Annotated in this window: 15 protein-coding genes; 7 read left to right on the top strand and 8 right to left on the bottom strand. The window is 68.1% G+C overall.

The window, feature by feature from the left end:
- Positions 1 to 129: 129 nt before the first annotated feature.
- A complete protein-coding gene (locus ACT89H_RS07845; RefSeq protein ID WP_445107842.1) occupies positions 130 to 1,524 on the bottom strand; it encodes a hypothetical protein in 1,395 nt (464 codons plus the stop codon).
- Positions 1,525 to 1,941: 417 nt separating this feature from the next.
- Here ACT89H_RS07845 and ACT89H_RS07840 point away from each other — a divergent pair, with 417 nt between their 5' ends.
- The gene (locus ACT89H_RS07840) at positions 1,942 to 2,565 is read left to right on the top strand and encodes a TetR/AcrR family transcriptional regulator (RefSeq protein ID WP_445107841.1); all 624 of its coding nucleotides are present in this window, start codon (positions 1,942 to 1,944) and stop codon (positions 2,563 to 2,565) included.
- A gap of 152 nt (positions 2,566 to 2,717) precedes the next feature.
- Here ACT89H_RS07840 and ACT89H_RS07835 read toward each other — a convergent pair whose 3' ends face one another.
- The 5 genes from ACT89H_RS07835 to ACT89H_RS07815 form a co-directional block, all read right to left on the bottom strand.
- Positions 2,718 to 3,971 (bottom strand): styrene monooxygenase/indole monooxygenase family protein, encoded by a 1,254-nt coding sequence (locus tag ACT89H_RS07835; RefSeq protein ID WP_445107840.1) that lies wholly within the window; start codon positions 3,969 to 3,971, stop codon positions 2,718 to 2,720.
- Positions 3,972 to 4,043: 72 nt separating this feature from the next.
- A complete protein-coding gene (locus ACT89H_RS07830; RefSeq protein ID WP_445107839.1) occupies positions 4,044 to 5,267 on the bottom strand; it encodes a styrene monooxygenase/indole monooxygenase family protein in 1,224 nt (407 codons plus the stop codon).
- 347 nt (positions 5,268 to 5,614) lie between these two features.
- Positions 5,615 to 6,826, bottom strand: a complete 1,212-nt coding sequence (locus tag ACT89H_RS07825) for a cytochrome P450 (protein WP_445107838.1) — start codon at positions 6,824 to 6,826, stop codon at positions 5,615 to 5,617.
- A 34-nt stretch (positions 6,827 to 6,860) separates the two neighbouring features.
- Positions 6,861 to 7,859 carry a PDR/VanB family oxidoreductase gene (locus ACT89H_RS07820; protein ID WP_445108251.1) on the bottom strand — a complete coding sequence of 333 codons (999 nt, stop codon included), beginning with the start codon at positions 7,857 to 7,859 and terminating at the stop codon, positions 6,861 to 6,863.
- Positions 7,860 to 8,281: 422 nt separating this feature from the next.
- Positions 8,282 to 9,295 (bottom strand): AraC family transcriptional regulator, encoded by a 1,014-nt coding sequence (locus ACT89H_RS07815; RefSeq protein ID WP_445107837.1) that lies wholly within the window; start codon positions 9,293 to 9,295, stop codon positions 8,282 to 8,284.
- Between the two features lie 678 nt (positions 9,296 to 9,973).
- On the opposite strand from ACT89H_RS07815, the gene ACT89H_RS07810 reads away from it, so the two are divergent.
- The 6 genes from ACT89H_RS07810 to ACT89H_RS07785 all read left to right on the top strand — a co-directional run bounded on the left by ACT89H_RS07810 (position 9,974) and on the right by ACT89H_RS07785 (position 18,053).
- Positions 9,974 to 11,560, top strand: a complete 1,587-nt coding sequence (locus ACT89H_RS07810) for an FAD-dependent oxidoreductase (RefSeq protein ID WP_445107836.1) — start codon at positions 9,974 to 9,976, stop codon at positions 11,558 to 11,560.
- The gene (locus ACT89H_RS07805; RefSeq protein ID WP_445107835.1) at positions 11,557 to 11,934 is read left to right on the top strand and encodes a 4Fe-4S dicluster domain-containing protein; all 378 of its coding nucleotides are present in this window, start codon (positions 11,557 to 11,559) and stop codon (positions 11,932 to 11,934) included. The genes ACT89H_RS07810 and ACT89H_RS07805 overlap by 4 nt, the downstream gene beginning before the upstream one ends.
- Positions 11,935 to 12,200: 266 nt before the next feature.
- Positions 12,201 to 12,971 carry a 2-phosphosulfolactate phosphatase gene (locus tag ACT89H_RS07800; protein WP_445107834.1) on the top strand — a complete coding sequence of 257 codons (771 nt, stop codon included), beginning with the start codon at positions 12,201 to 12,203 and terminating at the stop codon, positions 12,969 to 12,971.
- A 219-nt stretch (positions 12,972 to 13,190) separates the two neighbouring features.
- Positions 13,191 to 14,480 carry an ABC transporter substrate-binding protein gene (locus tag ACT89H_RS07795; RefSeq protein WP_445107833.1) on the top strand — a complete coding sequence of 430 codons (1,290 nt, stop codon included), beginning with the start codon at positions 13,191 to 13,193 and terminating at the stop codon, positions 14,478 to 14,480.
- Complete coding sequence (locus ACT89H_RS07790) at positions 14,477 to 16,291, top strand: hypothetical protein (RefSeq protein WP_445107832.1); 1,815 nt, start codon at positions 14,477 to 14,479, stop codon at positions 16,289 to 16,291. The genes ACT89H_RS07795 and ACT89H_RS07790 overlap by 4 nt, the downstream gene beginning before the upstream one ends.
- Before the next feature lie 28 nt (positions 16,292 to 16,319).
- Positions 16,320 to 18,053: a hypothetical protein gene (locus ACT89H_RS07785; protein ID WP_445107831.1), complete on the top strand. Its 1,734-nt coding sequence runs from the start codon at positions 16,320 to 16,322 to the stop codon at positions 18,051 to 18,053.
- Between the two features lie 145 nt (positions 18,054 to 18,198).
- On the opposite strand, the gene ligD is transcribed toward ACT89H_RS07785, so the two are convergent.
- Positions 18,199 to 19,146 (bottom strand): non-homologous end-joining DNA ligase, encoded by a 948-nt coding sequence (gene ligD / locus ACT89H_RS07780; RefSeq protein WP_445108250.1) that lies wholly within the window; start codon positions 19,144 to 19,146, stop codon positions 18,199 to 18,201.
- 596 nt (positions 19,147 to 19,742) lie between these two features.
- A complete protein-coding gene (locus ACT89H_RS07775) occupies positions 19,743 to 20,948 on the bottom strand; it encodes a site-specific integrase (RefSeq protein WP_445107830.1) in 1,206 nt (401 codons plus the stop codon).
- Positions 20,949 to 21,011: the final 63 nt, after the last annotated feature.

The following is a 21,011-nucleotide window of genomic DNA, read 5'->3' as shown; positions in this document are numbered from 1 at the left end:
GGGCATTTCTGTGAAGAACCCGTTAACCATTTCCTGCCGCGGATGTCTAATTCCGGTTCCGAACACAATGCCCCGCCGAGCGGCGGAAAACCTGGCTCGGCGGGGCATGCATCGGTGAATCTGCGGCTGTCAGTCCCGTGTCTTGATCTTCTTCTCGAAGTACGGCGCCGGAGCGACCGTTACCCGGATCTCGCGGACCTCGTGCTCCTCGACGATCGGGCGCACGGAGTTCGGTTCGCCCCACAGCAGCGTGAGTTCGGTGCCGGGCTCGGCGTCGCGAATATCGACCAGGGCATTGGAGATGTAGGCTCTCGCGTTGGCGGAGTACGAACCCTGCATCGAGATGCCGACGTTTCGACCGTCGCGAACCACGCTGTCGTTCAGGTGTGTGGCGTAGGTGGTGTGCGGGGTGTTGATGTAGCGCGCCGGGCGGTCACCGAACAGCGCCGCGCGCTGCACATCCAGCACATCGTCCGGGTTCCATACCAGCGTGACCTTCGTGCGCCGCTGATTCTTCATCCGATGCAGCAGCGCGTCACGACCGACGAAGTCGTGGTCGAAGTCGATGTGGCCGGCGTATCCGAGCTCGATCGGATCCACGTAGTGATCTTCGATATCGTCGGAAACGAAGCTTCCGCCCAGGGAGGCGATCGAGGGAAGGTGGTACTCGGTGAGATATTGCCGATAGGCCTTCAGATCGTCGCCGGTGTAGATCGCCGACACCGGGAGGGGCATCCACCCGGACTCCTGGGCCGTCGGCCCGTATGCGTTCTCACCGACCCTGCGGATACCGTATTTCTCTCCGGCGAGCATCAGGGTCTCACGCACCGCGTGCTGATCGTCCCACGGGCCGTAGATCTCGAAGCCCGGAGTGCCTGCCATGCCGTGCCGCAACGCGCGCACGTGCTTGCCCCCGATCTGGAATTCGCCGATCGCGAAGAACTTGATCTCCGGCAGTGGCCCGCCGGTCACCTCTTCGAGCAGCGGTAGCGCGGAGGGTCCCTGCAGCTGGATCCGGTACACGTCGCGCGGACGCTCGGCGATATTCCAGCTCGGTTCGAAGGTCGCCTCGACATCGTAGGAGGTCTGCTCCAGGTGGAACTGGAGCCAGGGGACGCTGTTGACCATCCGGAAGAACTCCTGTTCCTCGCGGAACAGGATGCCGTCCCAGATGTGCTGTCCCCGCGGGTTCGGCATTACGATCTGCTTGGCGCGATTGACCGGAAACGGGTCGAGTTTGTTCACGACCAATTCGGACAGGAAGGGAATCACCTCGGTACCCCGTAGGTGCAGCTCGTCCATGTGGTAGGAGAGCTCGAGCAGCGCGACGCCCTCCATCCAGGCTCGCTGCTCGCTGCGCCAGTTGGTGAACTCGGGCGGCACCCCGGGGAACACGTACGGGCCGAGCTTGTTCGTACGGAGCAGGGTCACGGGATCACCCGCGGCCACAATCAAATCCTCGAGCGACCGGGGCGCCGCCGTGGGGGGCGCTTGCTCGAGCGTATTCGATTCGGAGTTCTGCATCGTCGACCTTCCTTTGTGGTTGCACCGCATTGGCGCGGTATATCGTTCGCCGACACCCTGCGGGACCGAGTCGGCAGCAGCGTCGAACCACGTATGAAACCGAAATGGCGCGTGTGGCCGGGTAAGAAATTGCATTTCGTGATGGCAGGTCCCGCACCTCGAAGTGTATTCGCGGCCATTGTTCGGATCGTGCCGGAAAAGCTACCGTGATTGTCGGGTTGCCACTAGCCCTCCAGCGCGTTTTTTTATCCCGTTATCCCGACAAACCCGCCGGCGAGCGAATTTCCGGCCCCCGGCGGGCCGGGGCCCGGCTCGGTCCGCCGGGGGGAGTAAGGTCTCACCGATGGTGGCCAAGGCTCGACTCGACGACACGCGGGGGGTGGTTCTGCAGGCATGGGCCAGAGCAAGGGAGACCCTGTGCCCGGGGACATCGGCTCGGCACAGGTTGCCGAGGACAACGCGCCGCGGACTCGCGACCGTCTGCTCGATGCCGCCATCGAGCTGTTCGCCACGCACGGCTATGCTCGCACCTCCGTCGGAAGCATCCAGGCCGCGGCGGGCTTGACCGCGGGCTCCGGCGCGCTCTACAAGCACTATTCCTCGAAGAACGCCCTGTTGGCCGCGGTCATCGATCATCACATCGAGTACATCTCCCGCGTGATGGACGCGGCGCGAACCGGCTCCGCTGATCCCTTCGACGATCTCGAGACGGCCGCCCGGGTCGTTCTCGACGGGCTGAGCGAGAACCGGAACCTGCTTCGGATCATGTTCCGAGAGCTCGAGGAAGGCCCCGGACTGGATCGGTTGTGGGCAGTGATCGAGCAGAACGTCTTCTGTCGCTTCGTGCGGATCATCCGGGACGGCATCGCCGCCGGTGCCTTTCGAGACACCGACGCCGATGCCACCGCGACCTTGCTCGTCTCCGCGCTGTCGTACATGCCGACGGTGCACGATCTGATCGGCAAGAGCTCTCCCGGATACGACCGGGAACGGCACTTCGAGCTGTGGCGGCGCATGGTCCACGCACTGCTGACTCCGTGAGCAGCCGGGACGATTCCGGATCGGATCGCCGGGAAGGACGCCACGCCATCGCCGAAGGCGCCGGCGACAGCTCCGCTGCTGGATCTGCATCTCCGCTTCCTGATTCGATGGGCCGGGCGGTGGGCACCGCGACGAGGCAGGCCTGGGCTGGGTCAGGCGGGGGCGTGTTCCAGGGCCGGTGCGCCGGCTGCCTCCTGCAGATACGCGCCTGCGGCGGCCGGATCGGTGAACCACAGGAAGAAGTCGCGCGGTTCGTCGAAGCCGTTCACGAATCGCCGGGCGATCCGGGGGCTGCCCGCGGCGGCGCCGAGGATCTGCATGACGTGCGGCGGCGGCGGCGCCAGGAAGGCGTTGGTCCACTCGGTGACGTACTTCGCGTAGTCCCAGAACCGCTCGAAGACTCGGCTCTTGAAGTCGTCGTCGAACGGCTGATCGCCGCGCTCGAGAATGCTTGCCAGGTAGGACGCGGCGCACTTGCTCGCCGTGTTCGAGCCCTGCCCGGTGATCGGATCGTTCAACACGAGCACATCGCCCATACCGAGCACGGTCGCGCCGGAGGGGAGCACACCGACCGGATTGCGCACGGTCGGCGCGAACGCTCCGGCGAGGACGGCGAGGTCGTCGGTCAGCTCGGCGTCGCGTACCCGCTCCGCTTCCCACGGAAGGAAGGTGTCGAGTATCGTCCGGAGCCGGCTCAGATGCTCCTGCGGGTCGGTCAGCCCCCGGAAGACGTCGAACGGGCCGCCCGGCACGGCGGACACCACGGCGATCCGGCAGGGCCCCGTCGTCGTGAGCGCGGGCGGCAACATGAACTCCCCGACTCCGGGAATCACGTTGTAGCTGAAGGTGGACGGTGTCTCCCCCGCACGGGTGGTGACACCGTTGAGATACGCCACGGCCACCGCGCGCTGCGGCGAATCGTAAGGCGACCGCTCGGGGTTGCGCTCGAACAACCCGGAAATCTCTCCCTTACCGGCGGCGACCAGCACGAGGTCCGACGACCGCGCGTATTCCTCGAGATCGTCGATCGTCGCCGTGTGCACCTCGAAAGTGCCGCCGCGGGAGATGAATTCGCGGATCCAGCGGGCGTATTTCACCCGCTGGTCGATCGAGTGGGCAGGCAGGTCCATCCGGGCCGACCAGTAGAGCGCCTTGCCGCCCTGGCCGTCGGGAACGGTCACCGAGATCGTGTCCATCTCCGGAGCATCGTTCCAGAAATCCAGACCCAGCGCGGCCTCGCGGGCGCGACCGTTGCCGAAGATGACCTGACTGGACATCACGCGTCCGTTCTCGATTTCCTCGGCGGTGCGATTCGAGATGATCGTGACGTCGTAGCCCTCATCGACCAGCCCGATCCCGAGCTGTAGACCGGCTTGCCCGGCCCCGACGATGGTGATGGTGCGCATGGTGATTACCTTCCGTGGTACTGGCTGGGTTGTGCGTGCGTACGCATGGGGATTCGTCCGTCGCGGGAATGCTCAGCGAGACAGTTCCTGGAGGTATTCGGTCGAGCGTTCGGGGTCCAGCAGCCACAGGCCGAAATCACGAGGCTCGTCGAGGCTGTTCACGAATCGGGCGGCCACCCGCGGGCTCTCGGCGGCGGCGCCGAGCACATTCAGCATTTCCTGCGACGGCGGCAGCAGGAATGTGTCGGTCGCCCGCGCGGAGTACTGCACGTGATCCCATGCGCGCTCGAAAGTATCGATCTTGAACTTGTCGTCGTAGGGACGGTCGCCGTGCTCGAGAATGCTCGCCAGGTAGGAGGCCGCGGCTTTGGCGGCGTTGTTCGACCCCTGGCCGGTGATCGGATCGTTCAGCACGACCACATCGGCGATGCCGAGTACCGTCGCGCCGGAGGGGAGAAATCCCACCGGCTTGCGGACCGTCGAGGCGAACGCGCCGGTGAGAACACCGCCGGCGTCGGTCAGCTCGACATCGCGAATGCGCTCGCCTTCCCAGGGCATGTACGTGTTCACGATGGACCGGATCTGCTCGAGAATCTGCTGCGGGTCGGTCATCCCCGCGAAAACGTCGGTGGGTCCGCCCGGGAGCGCCTCGAGAATGATGATGTCGCAAGGTCCTGACGTGGTGAGCGCGGGCACGGCGAGGTACTCTCCGACGCCGGGGTGGATCCCGAAGACCACCTGCGGGCTGGACGAGCGAGGCTGCATGCCCTTCAGGTAGGCGACCGCCAGGGTCCGCTGCGGGACATCGAACGTGGAACGCAGCGTGTCCCTCTCGAAGATCCGCGCGATCTCACCCTTGCCCGCGGCGACGACCACGAGATCCGAGGACTTCGCGTACTCTTCCAAGTCGTCGACGTTCGCGTCCCGGACCTCGAGCTGTCCGCCGCGCCGAGTGAACTCGTCCATCCAGCGCGGCATCTTGACCCGCTGGTCGATCGACTGGGCGGGAAGATCGAATCGCGCGCCGTATGACATGACGCGCCCGCCGTTCCCGTCGGAGATATCGGTGATGGTGCCGGTGATCGTCGGGGCCTCGGACTTCCAGAAATCGAGACCGAGGGCCTGCTCCCGAGCCCGGCCGACGCCCATGATCACCTGACTGGACGTGACCCGCCCGCGTGCGATCTCCTCGGCCGAGCGATTCGAGACGATTCGCACTTCATAGCCCGCGTCGACCAGCCCGATGCCGAGATGCAAGCCGGCTTGGCCGGCTCCGATAATTGTGATGGTGCGCATTGCGCGACTCCTCAGATTTATGCCCTGTCACCGAATCGGTGCGGCCCCGAGCCCGAATTCTTCTCGCTCTTGGATTCTTTCAGCTCGCTGTTCGGGGTGACTATCCGTGCAGCGCAAACCTTGTCCTAGTTCCCCGCATGCCGCGATTCACCCGCAGCGCAGGCGCCCGTCGTCATCGCATCCAGAGCAATGCCCGGGCCTTCGTTTTCATTTCGGCGAGTTCCGCACCCGGATCCGCGAGAAACGCACCGACCTGCTCGCGTGCGGTGGGCGCCGGTTTTCGCGTTGGCGCCGCCGCGGACGATGTGGCACTTCGGGCTCGGCGAATCGTGGGAGCGGAGCCTCGATCAGGCGATCTGTAGCCGGACCGGCAGCGAAGCGATCCCGCGCAGGGTGTTGTTGACGTGGATGACCGGTTCGCCGGTGAGTTCGATCGTGCGCACGCGCTTCAGCAGGGCGGTGAACAGGGCTTCCGCCTCCAGCCGGGCGATGTGCTGACCAACGCACTGATGAATTCCCATACCGAACCCGACATGCCCGGACGGGTCGCGCTCGAGGTCGAACCGGTCGGGATCGGACCAGCGCCGCGGGTCGCGATTGGCCGATCCGAGGAACATCAGTATCTTGCGCCCGTCCGGGATCGTGACGTCGCCACGGTGGATGTCGCGGGTAGCCGTGCGGAAGAAGATCTGGACGGGGGAATGCCAGCGAACCGCCTCGTCGAAGGCCGGTCGCACGAGGCCCGGATCGTCCCGCAGCTTCCGCCACTGGTCCGGATGGGAGGCGAGGGCGTACATCATCGCCGAGATACCGGCGATGGTGGTGTCGACCCCGGCGGACAGCAGCGATCGCACCAGCAGCGGCGCCTGCGAAGGCAGGATGTCACCGCGATCCGCCGCCGCCCAGATCTGCGCGCCGAAACCGTTCGGCGACAGTACTTCCCGGCGGCAACGCTCCTCGGCCCACGCCGCGTATCCGGGAAAGTCGTTCGCTCCGGACTGGACGAGGGAGTTGTTCGGCCCCACCACGTTGAAGATGTGGTCGCCGTACGGCAGCAGGTTCTCCCGCCGTCCTTCGGCGGGCAGTCCGACGGCATCGGGGAAGACCCGCAGCGGGAACGCCTCCGACAGGTGGGTGACCGCGTCGAACTCGTGGCCTTCGCTCAGCACCTCGTCGACGAGCATCTCGGCGTCGGCGAACCATGCCGCCCGCAGCCGGCGCAGCGAACGCGGCCCGAGGATGCCCTCGACCACCCGCCGCGGTGAATCGTGTTTCGGCGGGTCGGCTTCCAGCAGCAAGCTCGGCGGACGGAACGGCTTCTCATAGCGCCAGTTGCTCAGCCCCACCCCGGCAGCGGATTGGAAGCTCTGCCAGTCGGTGAGCGCCTGATGGACTTCCTCGTACCGGCCCATCGCGTAGACGTCGTACGCCGGAAGGTGAACGATGGGCGCGGCGTCCCGGAGCTCACGGTGGAACTCGTGCGGATTCCGCAGGATGTTCAGGTCGAACGGATCGCGGCTGCTCACCGGGATCTTCGGTTCGTCGGTGATCGTTGGCATGACTATCTCCTGTAGTCGAACTGGTGGGCTGCGCTCAGAGGTCGAGAACGAGCCGGTCGCCGATCGACCGTGAGACGCAGACGTACATGCAGTCACCGGCGCGCCGCTCGACGTCGTCGAGGATCGAGTCCCGGTGGTCCGGCTCGCCGGACAGCACGGTCGTCTCGCAGGTGCCGCACACCCCCATCCGGCAGGAGGTCAGCACGGAGACTCCGGCGGCCGCGATGGCCTCCAGCACCGAGGTCCGAGGATCGACCGTGACGGCGATACCGCTGCGGGCCAGCTCGACGTCGAAGGGTTCGTCACGTACCGGAGGCGCGACCTCCCCCGCCGCGAAGCGTTCGACGCGCAGCGCGTTCGGCGGGATGACCTCGGTGAGGCCCGCCACGGCGTCGAGCAGCGGAGCCGGCCCGCAGCAGTACACCTTGTCGCCGTCCGCCAGCCCCGACAGGTATCCGGTGAGGTCCAGCAGCCCGCACTCGTCTTGGGGCGCGATAGTCACCCGATCCCCATACGGGGACAGTTCGTCCACGAACGCCATGGACGACCTCGTCCGGCCGCCGTAGAGCAGGCTCCATTCGGCCCCGGCCCGTTCGGCTTCGCGAATCATCGCCAACAGCGGGGTGATGCCGATGCCGCCTGCGATGAAGTAGTACTTCGTCGCCGGAACGACATGGAAGTTGTTCCGCGGGCCGCCCACTCCGACGCGGTCACCCACCCGGAGCCGATCGTGCACGTAGGCGGAGCCGCCCCTGCCGTCCGGCTCGCGCAGGACCGCGATTCGGTAGCTGTGGGCGTCCCAGCGGTCGCCGCACAGGGAATATTGACGCACCACCCCGTTCGGCAGGACCAGATCTATGTGCGATCCGGCCGTCCAATCGGGCAGTCTTTTCCCATCCGGCCTCGCCAGATCGAGGCAGACCACTCCCTCGGCGATAAACCGGCGCTCGCGAACCACCAGCTCGCTCGCTCCCGGCAGGGCAACGGCGCTCGTGCTCGGCTCGTTCGCTCGCGCTTCCTCGTTTTCGTGCAGATCCACTGGCGCATTCCTCTCGGACCGATCCGTGGGGCACAGCATGGCGCGCGCCGTTACGCGGAAACCATCGTCTTCTCACTGCGCGAGAAATTCCGGTCGCGCCGCCAAGCTGCGGCGAGGACGTGGATAGATCGTGCGGCAGCTGGATAGCCGATGCCGAATCGCTTTCCTACAGTCGATATCCGAAGGGTGACGGGCTCGAAGCGGAGATTTCCCGACCCGCGCACTGTCGGCCGGCGCGGAATGCGCGGAAACCTGGACCGGTGATGGGTGGTGCCCGTGGCTGATTCGGTTTCGGTTCACATTCCGAACCGTGCGGCTTTCTTTTCGGAACACAGTCACGGCGGCCGAATCGGCGCTGACGCGTACGTTCGCCGGCGTGACCGCGTCACCGTTCGCAGGGGGACCGCGTGTCAACCTCAGTCGAGGTGCGCCGGAGCATCATCCTTCAGCCGCAGGGTATCGGAGGGACTTTCGCCGAACGTGGTGCGGTACAGCGCGGAGAAACGTCCGAGATGCGAGAAACCCCAGCGCAGAGCCACCGAGGTGACGGTGACCCTGGCGGGGTCGGCGTAGAGCAGGTCGTCGCGTGCGCGCTGGAGCCGGACGTTGCGGATGTAGGTGGTCGGCGGCACGCCGAAATAGCGGCGGAACCCGTCCTGCAATGAGCGCGTGCTGATTCCGACCGCCGCGGCGACGTCGTCGCCGGTCATGTGCTGATCGGCGTGGGCCTCGATGAAATCGGCGGCCCGGGAGATCGTCCGTGCGACCGCGGGTCGCGCCGGCCGGTGCAGCTCATCGCTGTATCTGTTCGGTTGACCGAGCAGCAGCTGTCCCGCCAGGAGTGTCTCGAACTCCGAGGTCGCCAGGGAAGAATGGCTGATGTCGTTGTCCAGCATGCTTGTCAGCAAGGTCAGCAATTCCCGGAAGGCGTGGTTCGCGTAGATCGTCAGGTCCATCTGCGGCGCGAACGCGAGAGGCCCGTCCACATCCCGGCACAGCTTCTTCCGCAGCACGGACCGGACCAGATCCTCATCGAGGCGGATGAGTAGGTGCTCGCAGTCGGCGCCGAGACTGATGCCCGCACTGGTGCGGGGCTGCAGGACCGCGGGGCGAAGAGGATGGGAGACGAAGGGTTCGGCTCCGCTCGTCGAGATCGCCGCCGAACCGGCGAGCGGCATCTGAACCACGAATCCGCCGGGGTCGAGAATGTCCAGCCGCACAGTGGCACCGTAAGCCAGGTAGTAGAGACCGGCATTGCGCAGCGACACCCCGTGGAAGCGCGCGCGTAGCTGTTCGTCTCGCCCGATCAGCGACAACCGGTAGTCGTTGATCTCGCGGCCCACCGTCGACCGGATCTCCTCCGGGGACCCGGTGACCGCCAGTCGGTGACGCGCCAGGGGAACTACGGGCTCACTGGAAATGTCATGCATGGAAAAACCTGGTCACTTCTCCACGCGAAGCCGAACTCGCCGTGCCGGCCGCGGGTTATGTCGTCTATCGGATATGTCTGCCGGTCGGCGTCACCGGATTCGTCGCGCCCGCGACACCGCCATTTGTCATTTCGCCCGTCGGGAGTCGACGCTCGAGTCCGTTCCCGTGCGTCGGGCCCGGTGCCGTTTACCGTACAACGCTTGGTGAGTGAGCACTCCCTCTTTGCGTTATTTCCGTGTAAACGAATCGACACGAGCTGGACGACAGCAGTTCGCCCGCGTTGACAGCGCGGGCGTTGGCCCGCGCTGTCGACGCGGGCGCTATTCCGGACCAGTGTGGGCCGCAGCAGATGTAGCGGCGATCTCCTGTTGACCTCGCTGTTCGGGTATCCGCGCCCGGGGTCAGGATCGCGCTGATCGCAATCATTCTGTGAACCGCCTGCGCCCCCTACTGTTCCGGACAGTACTTCTCGGGTGAGGACCGTGTCAGATGACAGTGCAGTGGGATCCGACCACATCCGTGCCACCTTCCGCCCCGGCCGCGGGGGCTGTCGACAGCCCGACACCGTTGACCCGCGGGCTGCTCGGGCCGGCTCGGGCCTCCGAATTCTCCACACTCCGCCGCCGATGGCTGCCGGCACTCGGCGTCAATCCCGAGGCACCGACAGGAGCAGATGAATGAGTGAACCGTTGCAGATCAGCACGGACGTCTTGGTGATCGGCGGCGGGCCCGCGGCCTGCTGGGCCGCGATTCATGCCCGCGAAGCAGGCGCCGAGGTGACGCTGGTGGACAAGGGCTACTGCGGGACCAGCGGTGCCACAGCCCCGTCCGGCACCGGCGTGTGGTATGTGGCGCCGGAGGCGACCGCGCGGGCGAACGCGAAGGCCAGCCGGGAAGCGTTGGGCGGGCACCTGGCCGACCACTACTGGATGGATCGGGTGCTGGATCAGACCTACGCGAACATGAACCGGCTCGCGGTGGAGGGACGGTATCCGTTCCCGGTGGATTCCGCCACCGGTGAGCAGATTCGCACCGGTGTGCAGGGTCCAGAGTATATGCGCCGGATGCGGGCATGGGTGAAACGTGCCGGGGTGCGCGTCCTCGACCACTCGCCCGCGCTCGAGTTGCTGGTCGATGACGACGGTGTGGTGCGCGGCGCGGCGGGCTACCAGCGCCAGGACGACCGGGACTATCGCGTCGTGGCCGGCGCGGTGGTGCTGGCCACGGGCGGTTGTGCGTTCCTGTCCCGGGCGCTGGGCACCAACGTCGACACCGGTGACGGCGCGCTGATGGCGGCCGAGGTGGGCGCTCGGTTCTCGGGGATGGAATTTTCCAACGCTTACGCGATCGTGCCGAAGGGATCGACGATCACCAAGACCGCCTACTACGGTTACGCGACCTTCTTCCACGAGGACGGGCGGGTGCTCGAGGGTGCGGGCTCGACCAACGGCCGTTCGGTGATCGCGCGGACGCTGTTGCGGGAAAAAGTGTTCGCGCAGTTGGATCGTGCCGATGCGGCGGTACAGGCGCAGATGCGGCTGGGGCAGCCCAATTTCTTCCTGCAGTTCGACCGGCGCGGCATCAACCCGTTCACCGACCGGTTCGAGGTGGATCTGCTCGCCGAGGGCACCGTCCGTGGGACCGGCGGCATCGATGTCGTCGACGACGACTGCGCCACCACGGTTGCGGGCTTGTACGCGGCGGGTGACGCGGCGACCAGGGAACGGATCTGCGGCGGTTTCACCGGGGGCGGCAGCCACAATTCGGCGTGGGCGATGTCATCGGGCAGCTGGGCAGGCCGGGGCGCGGCGTTGTTCGCGTTGCGATCGAGCCGGGCCGGGAGTGCCGATGTGCGTGGCGCCGGTCGCACCGGACTGCGGCCGGAGCACGCCGGGGCGGTCTCCGCTGGGGAGGTGGTCGACGCCGCGCAGCACGAGTTGATCCCGTTCGAGAAGAATTACTTGCGCCATGGCGACCGGATCCGCCCCGCGCTGCAGCGACTGGACACGGTGTGGGAAGACGCCACCCGGGGCTTGGGCGGCGGTACGGGAGATGAGCGGGTGCGGGCCCGGCAGGCCGCCGCCATCACCGCCGTGGGACGGCTGATGTATCGGTCGACGCTGGCGCGCACCGAGACCCGCGGGATGAGCAAACGTGCCGACCATCCGGATCTGGACCCGAGCCAGCACCACCACATCGTCTCCGGCGGGCTGGACGAGGTGTGGACAGCGGCAGCGGCCACCACCTCGGCGGTGGCGTCATGATCGAGATCCTGCGCGCGGGTGACTGCATCGCCTGCGACAAATGCGTCGACGTGTGCCCCACGAATGTCTTCGACCGCACCGACAGCGGAATCCCGGTCATCGCCCGGCAATCCGATTGTCAGACCTGCTTCATGTGCGAGGCCTACTGCCCCACGGACGCGCTGTACGTCGACCCGGAGGCGACGCCGCTGGCCGATCACGACACCGTGCGCGGGGAGCACATCGGCCGCTACCGCAGAGAGATCGGGTGGGGCCGCGGCCGCAAACCCGGCAGTCTCGTCGCGGTGGGGCCGCATCTGCCGCACGGCACTCCTCCGCCGCGGTTGCCGGAGCTGATGAGCAACGACGGCGACTCGATCGCACACTCCGGCTGATCGGGCCTGCTCTGCTGCCCGCTCCCGGTGCCGGTGGCCTCGACATCGCCACCTACGGTGACACGCCCGCTCTGGTGGCGCGCGGCAGCGGGGATCGAAGACCCGGCTGCCGGCCATCGCGGCGGTCGGTTACACCGCGGGTGCTCGGGCCCAACGGCTTCGTGCGTTGTCGTGGTCGGGAGGAGGGCGGTGACGTATCGGTACCCTGGTCGTCCGATGCCCCAGTGGGTTCGGTTGCCGGGCGTCGATCATCGGGAGGAGAGTTCGTGGCGGGGATCGCCGAGTGGGCGCGGCAGCGGCCGTGGGGTGTGCGTGTGGAGTGGGGGTCTGCCGGTGCGATGGCACTGGGGTCCGAGTGCGCGTGTGTGGTGGTGGTCGACGTCCTGTCGTTCACGACGTCGGTGTCGGTCGCTGTGGAAGCGGGGACGCGGGTGCTGCCCTACCCGTCGCGAGACGGCACTGCCGCGGCGTTCGCCGCACGGCACGGCGCGGAGTTGGCAGTGGGGCGTCGAGCGGTGTCCGAGCGGCAGCCGTGGTCGCTGTCTCCGGCGGCGTTGCGACGCGCGCCGGTCGCCGAGCGGCTCGTGCTGCCCTCGCCCAACGGTTCGACCATCTCTGCGGCCGTCAGTGGGGTGCCGGTGGTCGCTGCGTGCCTGCGTAACGCGGGTGCGGTCGCCGACTGGATCGCCGGGCGAGGATGGGGAAACGCGCGGCAGCCGGTCGCCGTGATCGCGGCCGGTGAGCATTGGCCCGGCCACGACGGATTGCGGCCCGCTGTGGAGGACTGGCTCGGTGCCGGGGCGGTCGCCGCGGCACTGGCGCGCAACGGAGCCGGGCCGCTGTCCCCGGAAGCGCACGCGGCCGCGGCGGCGCACGAGGCGATCACCGACGTGGCGGCGCTGATCCGGGACTGCGCCTCCGGCCGGGAACTCACCGAGGGCGGGTTCGCGCAGGATGTCGCGGTGGCCACCGAACTCGATCGCAGCCCGGTGGTGCCAGTACTGACCGACGGATCGTTCGTCGACGCCGCGCGGTAACGCCGAGGCGTGTCGATCATGTCCGTGTGGTGCCCGCTGAGCAGGGCGATGAAACAATCCTCTTTGCTGGTGACATGAGGTGCGGGCGGGGCGGACCACGTCGGCGATGGTCGATTCCCGATAGCCGCGCTCGCGCACAAGAGTTTTCAAAGCGCCCACCGGCGCGACGACTCGCACGCATAATTGATTTCGACTGGCACGCAATGACATCGGGGGTCTGTGGGGACGCGCAGGGCGGTGCTCCAAGCGGGAATGATCCTCCCGCTGGCCGCCGCGTGCGCGCCGGAGGTGCTGCTGGGCAGCTCGGACGCGGTGCGTGTCGGCGTGTCCTGGAGCGGGCAGGAACTCGCCGCCTTCCACGCCGTTCTGGACGGGTTGGAGTTCGGCTTCGAGGTCGAGGTCATCCCGCTCGGTGACAACACCGACACCGCGTTCACCGCCGGTGGCCGGTCCGCGCCGGACGTCGTGTTGCTTCCGCAGGCCGGGCGGGTGCGCGAACTCGCCGAACGAGGCAAGCTGCGGCCCGTCGCCGATACGGTGTGGACCGACGAACTCGGCACCCGCTACCCCCAGCCCTGGCAAGTGTTGCTGCGCTACGACAGTCGGCTCTACGGTGTGCCGTTCAAAGCCGCCGACAAATCTCTGGTGTGGTTCGACCGGCAACAGTTCGACACCTACGGCTTGGGTGAACCGGCCGCATGGACTCTCGGCGGCTGGGTCGACCGGATGGAGGTGCTCGCGCAGACACCGATCCGCCTGCTGGCACTGGCCGCCGCCGACGGGTGGGTACTCACCGACTTCTTCGAAAATGTCCTGCTCGCCGAATCGCCACGCAGCTACGACGAATTGGCCGTCAAGGACAATCGGGAATGGGACAACCCGGCGGTGCGGGCCGCCTTCGGACATCTGGGGGTGCTGTGGGGGCAGCGGCACGCGTTTCCCGGCGGCGTCGGCGTCGCGTTGACCAGGCAGTTCTCCGACGCTGTCCGGGAGGTGTTCCAGCACCGCCGAGCCGCGGCGGTCGTCGCCCCCGACTTCGCCGAACCGATCGTGCGCAGCGCGCTGCGGGTGTCCGGGCGTGCGATCGACGCGGTCGGGGTGGTGCCCTTCCCGCCGGTCACCACCGCGTCGGGGCGGCCGAAGATCGTCGGAGGCGACGTGATCGTGGTGACCCGCCAGGCGAACCCACGCGCGGACGAGCTGGTGGAGAAACTGGCCGCCGCCCGCGCCCCTGTGCCGTGGATCGAGCGCTACGGCGGCTTCCTCGCCCCGAACCTGCGGACCGAGGCCGCCTACTCGCCACTGCTGGCGTCCTCGGCACGTGATCTCGCCGCACGAAGCACCTTCGATCTGTCCGACCGGATCGGACCGGTGGGCGGCCGGGAAGGACTGTGGCGGGTGCTGACGGAGTTCCTCATCGCAATCGGCGACGGCGGGCAGGCACGGGTGACCGCGGCCACCGACCGCGCGATCACCGCGCTGGACGACGTCGAACGGCGGCGCCGGTGACGGTGCCCCCGGATTTCGACGCCCATGGTCTGCGCATCGAGTTGGCCACCCGCCGCATGCGCGGGCCGCTGGTCGCGGGCGGCAGGCCGCGGCGCTGGCTGGGCTGGGTGGCGGGACTGCCCGCGACGGTGCTGACGGTGGCGCTGCTGGTGCTACCGGCCGGGTGGACCGTGCTGATCGCCGCTCGGACCAGCCCGGAATCAGTGCTCGCGTGCGCGCTCACCGCGGCCGGCGCACTACTGCCCGCCGCGCTGCGCAGGCGGATGGGTGTGCCGTGGATACGAATCTCGGTCTGGCCGTTGTCGATCGGCGCGGTGACCGGCGGGCTGACGCTGCTGGCAGGCGCGATGACTGCCGACGGCCGCGGCGCGTACCTGCGGACCCTGCTGTGGGTGGCGTTCGGGATCGGGCTGCTTGTCGTGGCGCTGGCGATCGCCTGGTGGGGGCGGGCGGCGCGCTGGCTGTGGCTGCCGCTGATCGTGCCGTTCGGAGTGTCGGCGTTCGTGTCCGGGGTGGCGTTCCGGGTGATCTTCGGCAACGGCGCCCGATGGCTGGACATCGAGGACGTCGGGCTCTATCGATGGTGGCTGGCGGCGATGCTCGGCTCGGCGTTCCTGTGGACCTGGCTGGGTTTCCTGACCGCGCTGTTCCGCGCGGGAATTCATGCGATCGAAGCCGATCCGGCGCGCGCCGGGTACCTGTATCGCGACGACGGCAGGCCGCTGGCGATCCGGCTGTACGAGTTGCTGCGGCCGGTACTGCTGATCGCGGGACTGGCCGTCGGCGTCGCGGCCGCGCGGGTGTTCGACGTGGTGCTGATCGGGGTGCCCGGGGCACTCGAGTACCAGGTCGACAGCGCGACCGTGCACTGGTGGCGGCTGGCCGCCGACGCCGAACCGGGCGTCGCGGCGGCCTACACGCTGCCACTGGCGGTACTCGTGGGAGCGGTCGCCTGGCTGCTGCAAGTAGACGTAGGCCGCCACCGCGCGAGTTGGTCTGCGGTGCGGGCGGTCTCGGTGACGGGCCGGCGGCGCATCGGTCCGGTACGGGCGGCGGGCATCGCGCTGGTGTCGGTTCTGGTGCTGTATCCGATCGGCGTGCTCGCCTATACCGGGTTGCGTGCGCACGACGGCTTCGGCTTCTCGGCCATCGCTCTGGTGTGGGGCGACGACGGACTGTGGCGTTCACTGCAGACCACCGCCTGGGTCGCGGGGCTGGTCACGGTGGTCGTGGTGACCGCCGCCGCGCCGGTGGCCTACCGGCTGGCCGCGCTGCGACCCAACGGCACCGCCACCCGGCTGGCCGTGGTCGCGCTGGTGGTGCTCGCGGTGATCCCGGCACAGACCTACCTGGGACCGATCGACGGTGTCGTCGACACCTACGAACTGTCGGGAACGCGGATTCCGCTGATCCTCGTGCATGCCGCCGCCGGACTGCCGATCGCCATCCTCGTGCTGCGCGGCGCGATGCTCGCCCCGCCGGGCAGCGCCGCCGCGGACGCACTGCACGGTCTGGCCAGTCCGGGCACCATTGCCCAGCGGGTGCTGGCCTCCTCCGGTCCCGCGCTGGGGGCGGTGGCGGTGCTCGAATTCGTCCAGGTGTGGAACGACTTCCTCATCGGCCTTGTGGTCAGTGGAGCGGGAGCGACCCCGTGGTCGCTGCTGCTGTGGGGCGAGGCACGGCAGTTCGGCGAGAACAGCGCGCAATTGGCCGCGGGATCGCTGGTGTCGGCGGTGCTGCCGGTGGCGCTGCTGCTGGTGACCTGGCGGCGCTGGGTGGTGCCGGGCCTGACCGGAGGAGTGCTGCGATGAATCGAGCCGGCGGCGAGGGAGGTATCGGGTGAGCGCGGCTACCGAACACACCGAACCGGTCGGGCAGACAGCCACCCCCAGATCCTCGATCTGGATCGGGTTCCTGGGCACCGCGTCACTGGTCGCCTACACGGTGCTGTTCGAGCTGGTGCGGACGCTGGTGGTGAATTCGTTCGGCGAGAACGCCGTCGTGCAGTTCTTCAACGGGCCGCTGCGCTGGTTGTCGGTGCTGTTGATCGCCGCGGCGGCGACCTACGCGCTGTACCGGTTCGCGCGCGGCTATCGCACCAGGATGCGCACCGCCCGCGAAATGGACCTCATCGCCGGTCTTATCGAACCGGGCCCCGCGCTCGCGGACCGCAGGCCTCGGGAAGCCGCGCGGTCGCCTCGGTCGGTTGCCGCGCTCGACGGGCATCTCATCGCGGCGGTGCTGCGGGATCTTCCGGTGCACGACTACGAAACCGTCGCGCTCTTGGCGGTGCTCAACGCCATTCGCGATACGCCCGAGCGGTTGCCGCTGGCCCGGGAACCCTCGGCGCGCACCGCGGCGAAGCTGCTGGAAGGTCTGCGCCGCCGCGAAATTCTCGCCGAAGACGGCGCCCAGCGTTGGTGCGTGCGACAAGTGCCCACTCTGCCGGATCGAGCGACGGTGACCGCCGGACCGCAGTGGGGCGCGGCGCTCACCGCGCTGCTGCACCACTACGCAGACCGTGCGGGGCGCTGGGCCATCGCGTTGGAGTCACGGCGCTTCGCCGGGGGCGCTCGCCGGTGGTTCGAGACCGAGGAACCGTACCTGCGCGCTCTGGTGGCCGCGTGCGCGGGTCAGGTCGACCCAGCGGATCCAGCGGCTCGAGGCGTGGATTACCCCCCGGCGGCTGTCGCGCAACTGATCCACCTCGGCAACGCGTTGGACGTGTGGTATGCGCGTATCGGGGTGGGGGAGAACGGGCGCGGAGTGGCCGACGATCTGTGCTCGCTTCCCGGAACCGACGAGCTGAACCGCGATCTGCTGCTGCTGCGGGCGGGACGGCTCACCGAGCGGCCGCGCGGATACCGGCCGCGGCGATTGTCGACGAGCTTGGCCGCGCGCTGGGAGCACCAGGCGGCGCTGCGGCGGCTTGGCGCCGAGTCGCCGGCGTTGGACGAGGCGGCCGACCAAGTGGAGGCCGCGTGGTGGCTGCTGCCGCGTGACGACATCGCCGGTGAGGTGTGCGCCCTGATCAATCTCGCCGTCGTGCACATCCGGCAAGGCCGTCTCGACGCCGCGCAGGATCGTCTCGAACTCGCCGAGTCCCTCACCCGCCCCGGCCTCGATCCCGACGGACGCGCGCAGACCCATGAGACCATGGGCACGCTGTGGTGGGCCCGCGGCGAACCTCGCCGCGCCCTGCGCTGCTGGCAGCTCGCCTTGACCGCCTACCGCGCCCTCGACGACGACCTCGGCATCGGCCGCTGCCTGCAACACCTCGGCTCCGTGATCGTCACCGACCCCGACCACGCCACGCTGCTGCTGCCCAACGATCCACCCCTCACCCGCGCCGAGGCCCTACGCCAAGCCGCCGGATGGCTCGCCGAAGCCCGCCGCAGGCACCCGGCAGCCCTGCACGCCGAATACTATGCCGCACAGATACCTTCGAGCCTTCACGCCGACCGCGGCTTCCGCAACACCCTTCCCTCCCGCCGCCGCACCCCGTCGGCTCGAATCGATCAGTGGCCCGCGGCCGTCGAAGACCACGCCCACCGGCCGCAGCCCGCACCCTGACCTGCCGGTGGCCCAGTTGTTCTGCCGGGCGCTGGTCGCGGTGGTCGCGACGAGGTCGACCGGGCATTCGGCCGCGCGATGTCGATGCCCGCGATCCATCCCCTGGAATTCGAGGACAGACACATCCCAATTTGGATGCAGGGAGTCACTGTGTGGGAGGCAGTTTCGCGTCATGGGGAGACTTGTCGGGGCGCAAGCCGCGCCAGCTGGGGTGGCGCAGACCGTCGGAGGTGACTTCGCGATATTCGATGTCGCCGACCAGGACCGGCTCGACCCAGTGGGCTGATGCCGCGACCGCGCGCGGCGCAGGGACATCGAAGGGCGGGTCCGGACGGGACAGCTCGTTCAGGCGACGTTGCAGCGACCGACGGTCGTGCATGGTCCAGCCGGTGCCGACATTGCCCACGTGCACCAGTTGGTCGTCGTCGTTGTACGCGCCGAGCGCCAGCGAGCCGAACGTCGCGGAGAATCGGCCGGTGCCGGGCAACCAACCCGCGACAACGACCTCGGCCGTCTTGCGCAGCGGCGTCTTGATCCACAACGGAGAGCGCCGCCCGGGATAGTAGGCCGAATCGAGCCGCTTGGCGACGATTCCCTCCAAACCATGTGCGCGAGCGATGTCGAGCAGCGTGTCGGCGTCGACGTCGCGGTAGAACGGCGGGGTACGGACCAGAGGCCGATCCAGCGCCAGTTCCGCCAAACGCTCCCGACGCTCGGTGTAGGGCAGATTCATGATGGACGCACCGCTCACGGCCAGCAAATCGAACGCCAGATACTGTGCCGGGAATTCGCGCAGCAATTCCGTGCTGGGGGAGACGACATGCATCCGCCGCTGCAGGCGAGGGAACGACGGCGCGCCCGTCGTCGGATCCGGTGCCACGATCTCCCCGTCGAGGATCATCTCACCGCCCTCGCCCAGCTCGTTGAGAGCCGCGGTGAGCTCGGGAAACGAGCCGCTGATATCCCGATTCCCACGACTGTGGAGTCGGCATTCCCCCGCCCGGCACAGCGCGACGGCACGAATGCCGTCCCACTTCATCTCCAACGCCCACCGGCCACGCTCCCGCGGTGGCCGTCCGGAGACGGCCAGCATCGGCGCCGGCACTAAAGGCACCCGAACAGCATATCGACAGCAAACTTTAGGTGTGCACTCGGCCGGACCGACTGGTGACATAGCGGCACTGGCACAAGAGGGCTCGCCGGTGTCGTTACCAGAGTGGCCTCATGAACTCGGAGTACCCGGGCCTGGCGGGCCGGCCCGGGGCACCGACGCCGATGCACTGGTCTGATTCGACACATGGGTCGCGTCGTTGGTCAGTTCCACCGAGGTTACGTCACGAGCACGCAATGCGGCCGTGAGCTCGAGAAGAGGGCGAGCCGGAGCGGGATCGTGGCGTCCTCGAGGAACCGCGTCCGCTGCCAGCGCTGCCAACCGAACTGCATCGCATCGAATACCGCGCGTTCGGAGTCCAGGTGCACGACCCATCGGCCGGCACCATGTGCGCCGCAGCTGGTAGCTCAACCATCTCCACGGTGTTGCATCAAGGGCAACATTGTTGCGTCTTGTTCGCGGAACGCTGGATTCATTCAGGTAGGGTGCGATTTTCGCAGCGACATGCGAATTGCTCTCGACCTGCGTCGCGAGAGTGTGCAGTGCTGCATTCAACGCGATTCATCCTAGCTCTGAACTCACAATCCGAGCTTGGTGACCGCGTTGTCTTCCAGGGGGTTGGCGGTGCGGATGTAGCCGTGGACGGTGCGCGGGTTGGTCCAGCGGCCCTGACGCATGATCTCGCGGTCGCTGGCGCCGCCGAGCGCGGCCTGGGTGGCGAATCCGGCACGCAGCGAATGGCCGGAGAACATGTCGGGGTCGAGCCCGGCGCGGGCGGCATAGCGCTTGACCAGTTCCGCGACCGCCCGCCCGGACATGGCCCGATCGCCGATTCCGCCGTGCCGATTGACGGTGGGGAACAGAGGCAGGTCCGCATCGGTGAGTGTGGTGCCGGTGAAGCCGTGGCAACGGTGGATATCGGCCGATCTCGCCGGAAGCTCGGCGAGCCAGGTCCGGACACCGGAAGTTCCTGCGGTGGCGTGGGTTTCGCGTAGACGCAGCCAGTCGGCGAAGGCGCATACCGGGCAGGTTGCGGGGCGGCGGCCGCGGGGGAGAGCCACGCGCTGTTCGGCCGCGCCGGTGGGGTCGGTCTTCGTCGCGGGCAGCCGGATCAACAGGATCGGTTCGCCGGTCGTGTGGTCGAGGCCCACCTCGACGTCCCCGATGCGCAGACCGGCCAGTTCGCTGCGGCGCAGGGCACCCGCGAAACCGATGAGCAGTGCGAGCGCATCCCGGCGCCGGGCGGGTTCGGTGGGCCACCCCGGTTCGGGGAGCCCACCCAGCAGTTGATCGAGGGTGTGCAGCAGGACGGGGCGTTTGCGTTTGGGTTGTGTCCGCCGGGTGCGGCGGATTCCGCGCAACGTCAGACGCACTACATCCGATCGAGTCGGTGACGCCAGGCCGTTGGCCGCGTGCACCGCGGCGATGGCGGCCGACTTGCGTTCCACAGTCGCCGGAGTGAACGCCCATGTGCCGTCGTCGTGGCGCGCGTCGGCGGCCGCGGCGAGATAGACGGCCACGTCCAGCGCGTCGGCAGGCAATGCTTGACGGCCCTCGGTGGCGCACCACGCCGACCACGCCACCCAATCGGCCCGGTAGGCGCGCAGAGTGTTCGCCGACTGCGACGCTTCGAGATACCGGCGCAGCGATCCGGCTTGGTCGTCGTCGAAACGGTCCCGCACCAGCCGCAGTGCCGCCGCATCGACCAGCACGCTGCGCACCCCCCGGCGCAACTCGGTGCGCACCGTTTCCGGAACCGCGACCACACTGGATCGATCGTCCATGAGTCGGGCTCCCGCGTTCCTAATCGGTGACGGACTGTTCGCGCCAGGCATTCGGCGCAGGAA

This window comes from Nocardia aegles (assembly GCF_052545135.1).
This window is presented reverse-complemented; position numbering and strand designations above follow the sequence as displayed.

What these genes read in the sequence shown, in the direction of transcription:
- ACT89H_RS07845 (WP_445107842.1), bottom strand. Translation starts at nt 1,524, where the DNA reads ATGCAGAACTCCGAATCGAATACGCTCGAGCAAGCGCCCCCCACGGCG.
- ACT89H_RS07835 (WP_445107840.1), bottom strand. Translation starts at nt 3,971, where the DNA reads ATGCGCACCATCACCATCGTCGGGGCCGGGCAAGCCGGTCTACAGCTC.
- ACT89H_RS07830 (WP_445107839.1), bottom strand. Translation starts at nt 5,267, where the DNA reads ATGCGCACCATCACAATTATCGGAGCCGGCCAAGCCGGCTTGCATCTC.
- ACT89H_RS07825 (WP_445107838.1), bottom strand. Translation starts at nt 6,826, where the DNA reads ATGCCAACGATCACCGACGAACCGAAGATCCCGGTGAGCAGCCGCGAT.
- ACT89H_RS07815 (WP_445107837.1), bottom strand. Translation starts at nt 9,295, where the DNA reads ATGCATGACATTTCCAGTGAGCCCGTAGTTCCCCTGGCGCGTCACCGA.
- ACT89H_RS07810 (WP_445107836.1), top strand. Translation starts at nt 9,974, where the DNA reads ATGAGTGAACCGTTGCAGATCAGCACGGACGTCTTGGTGATCGGCGGC.
- ACT89H_RS07805 (WP_445107835.1), top strand. Translation starts at nt 11,557, where the DNA reads ATGATCGAGATCCTGCGCGCGGGTGACTGCATCGCCTGCGACAAATGC.
- ligD (WP_445108250.1), bottom strand. Translation starts at nt 19,146, where the DNA reads ATGCTGGCCGTCTCCGGACGGCCACCGCGGGAGCGTGGCCGGTGGGCG.
- ACT89H_RS07775 (WP_445107830.1), bottom strand. Translation starts at nt 20,948, where the DNA reads ATGGACGATCGATCCAGTGTGGTCGCGGTTCCGGAAACGGTGCGCACC.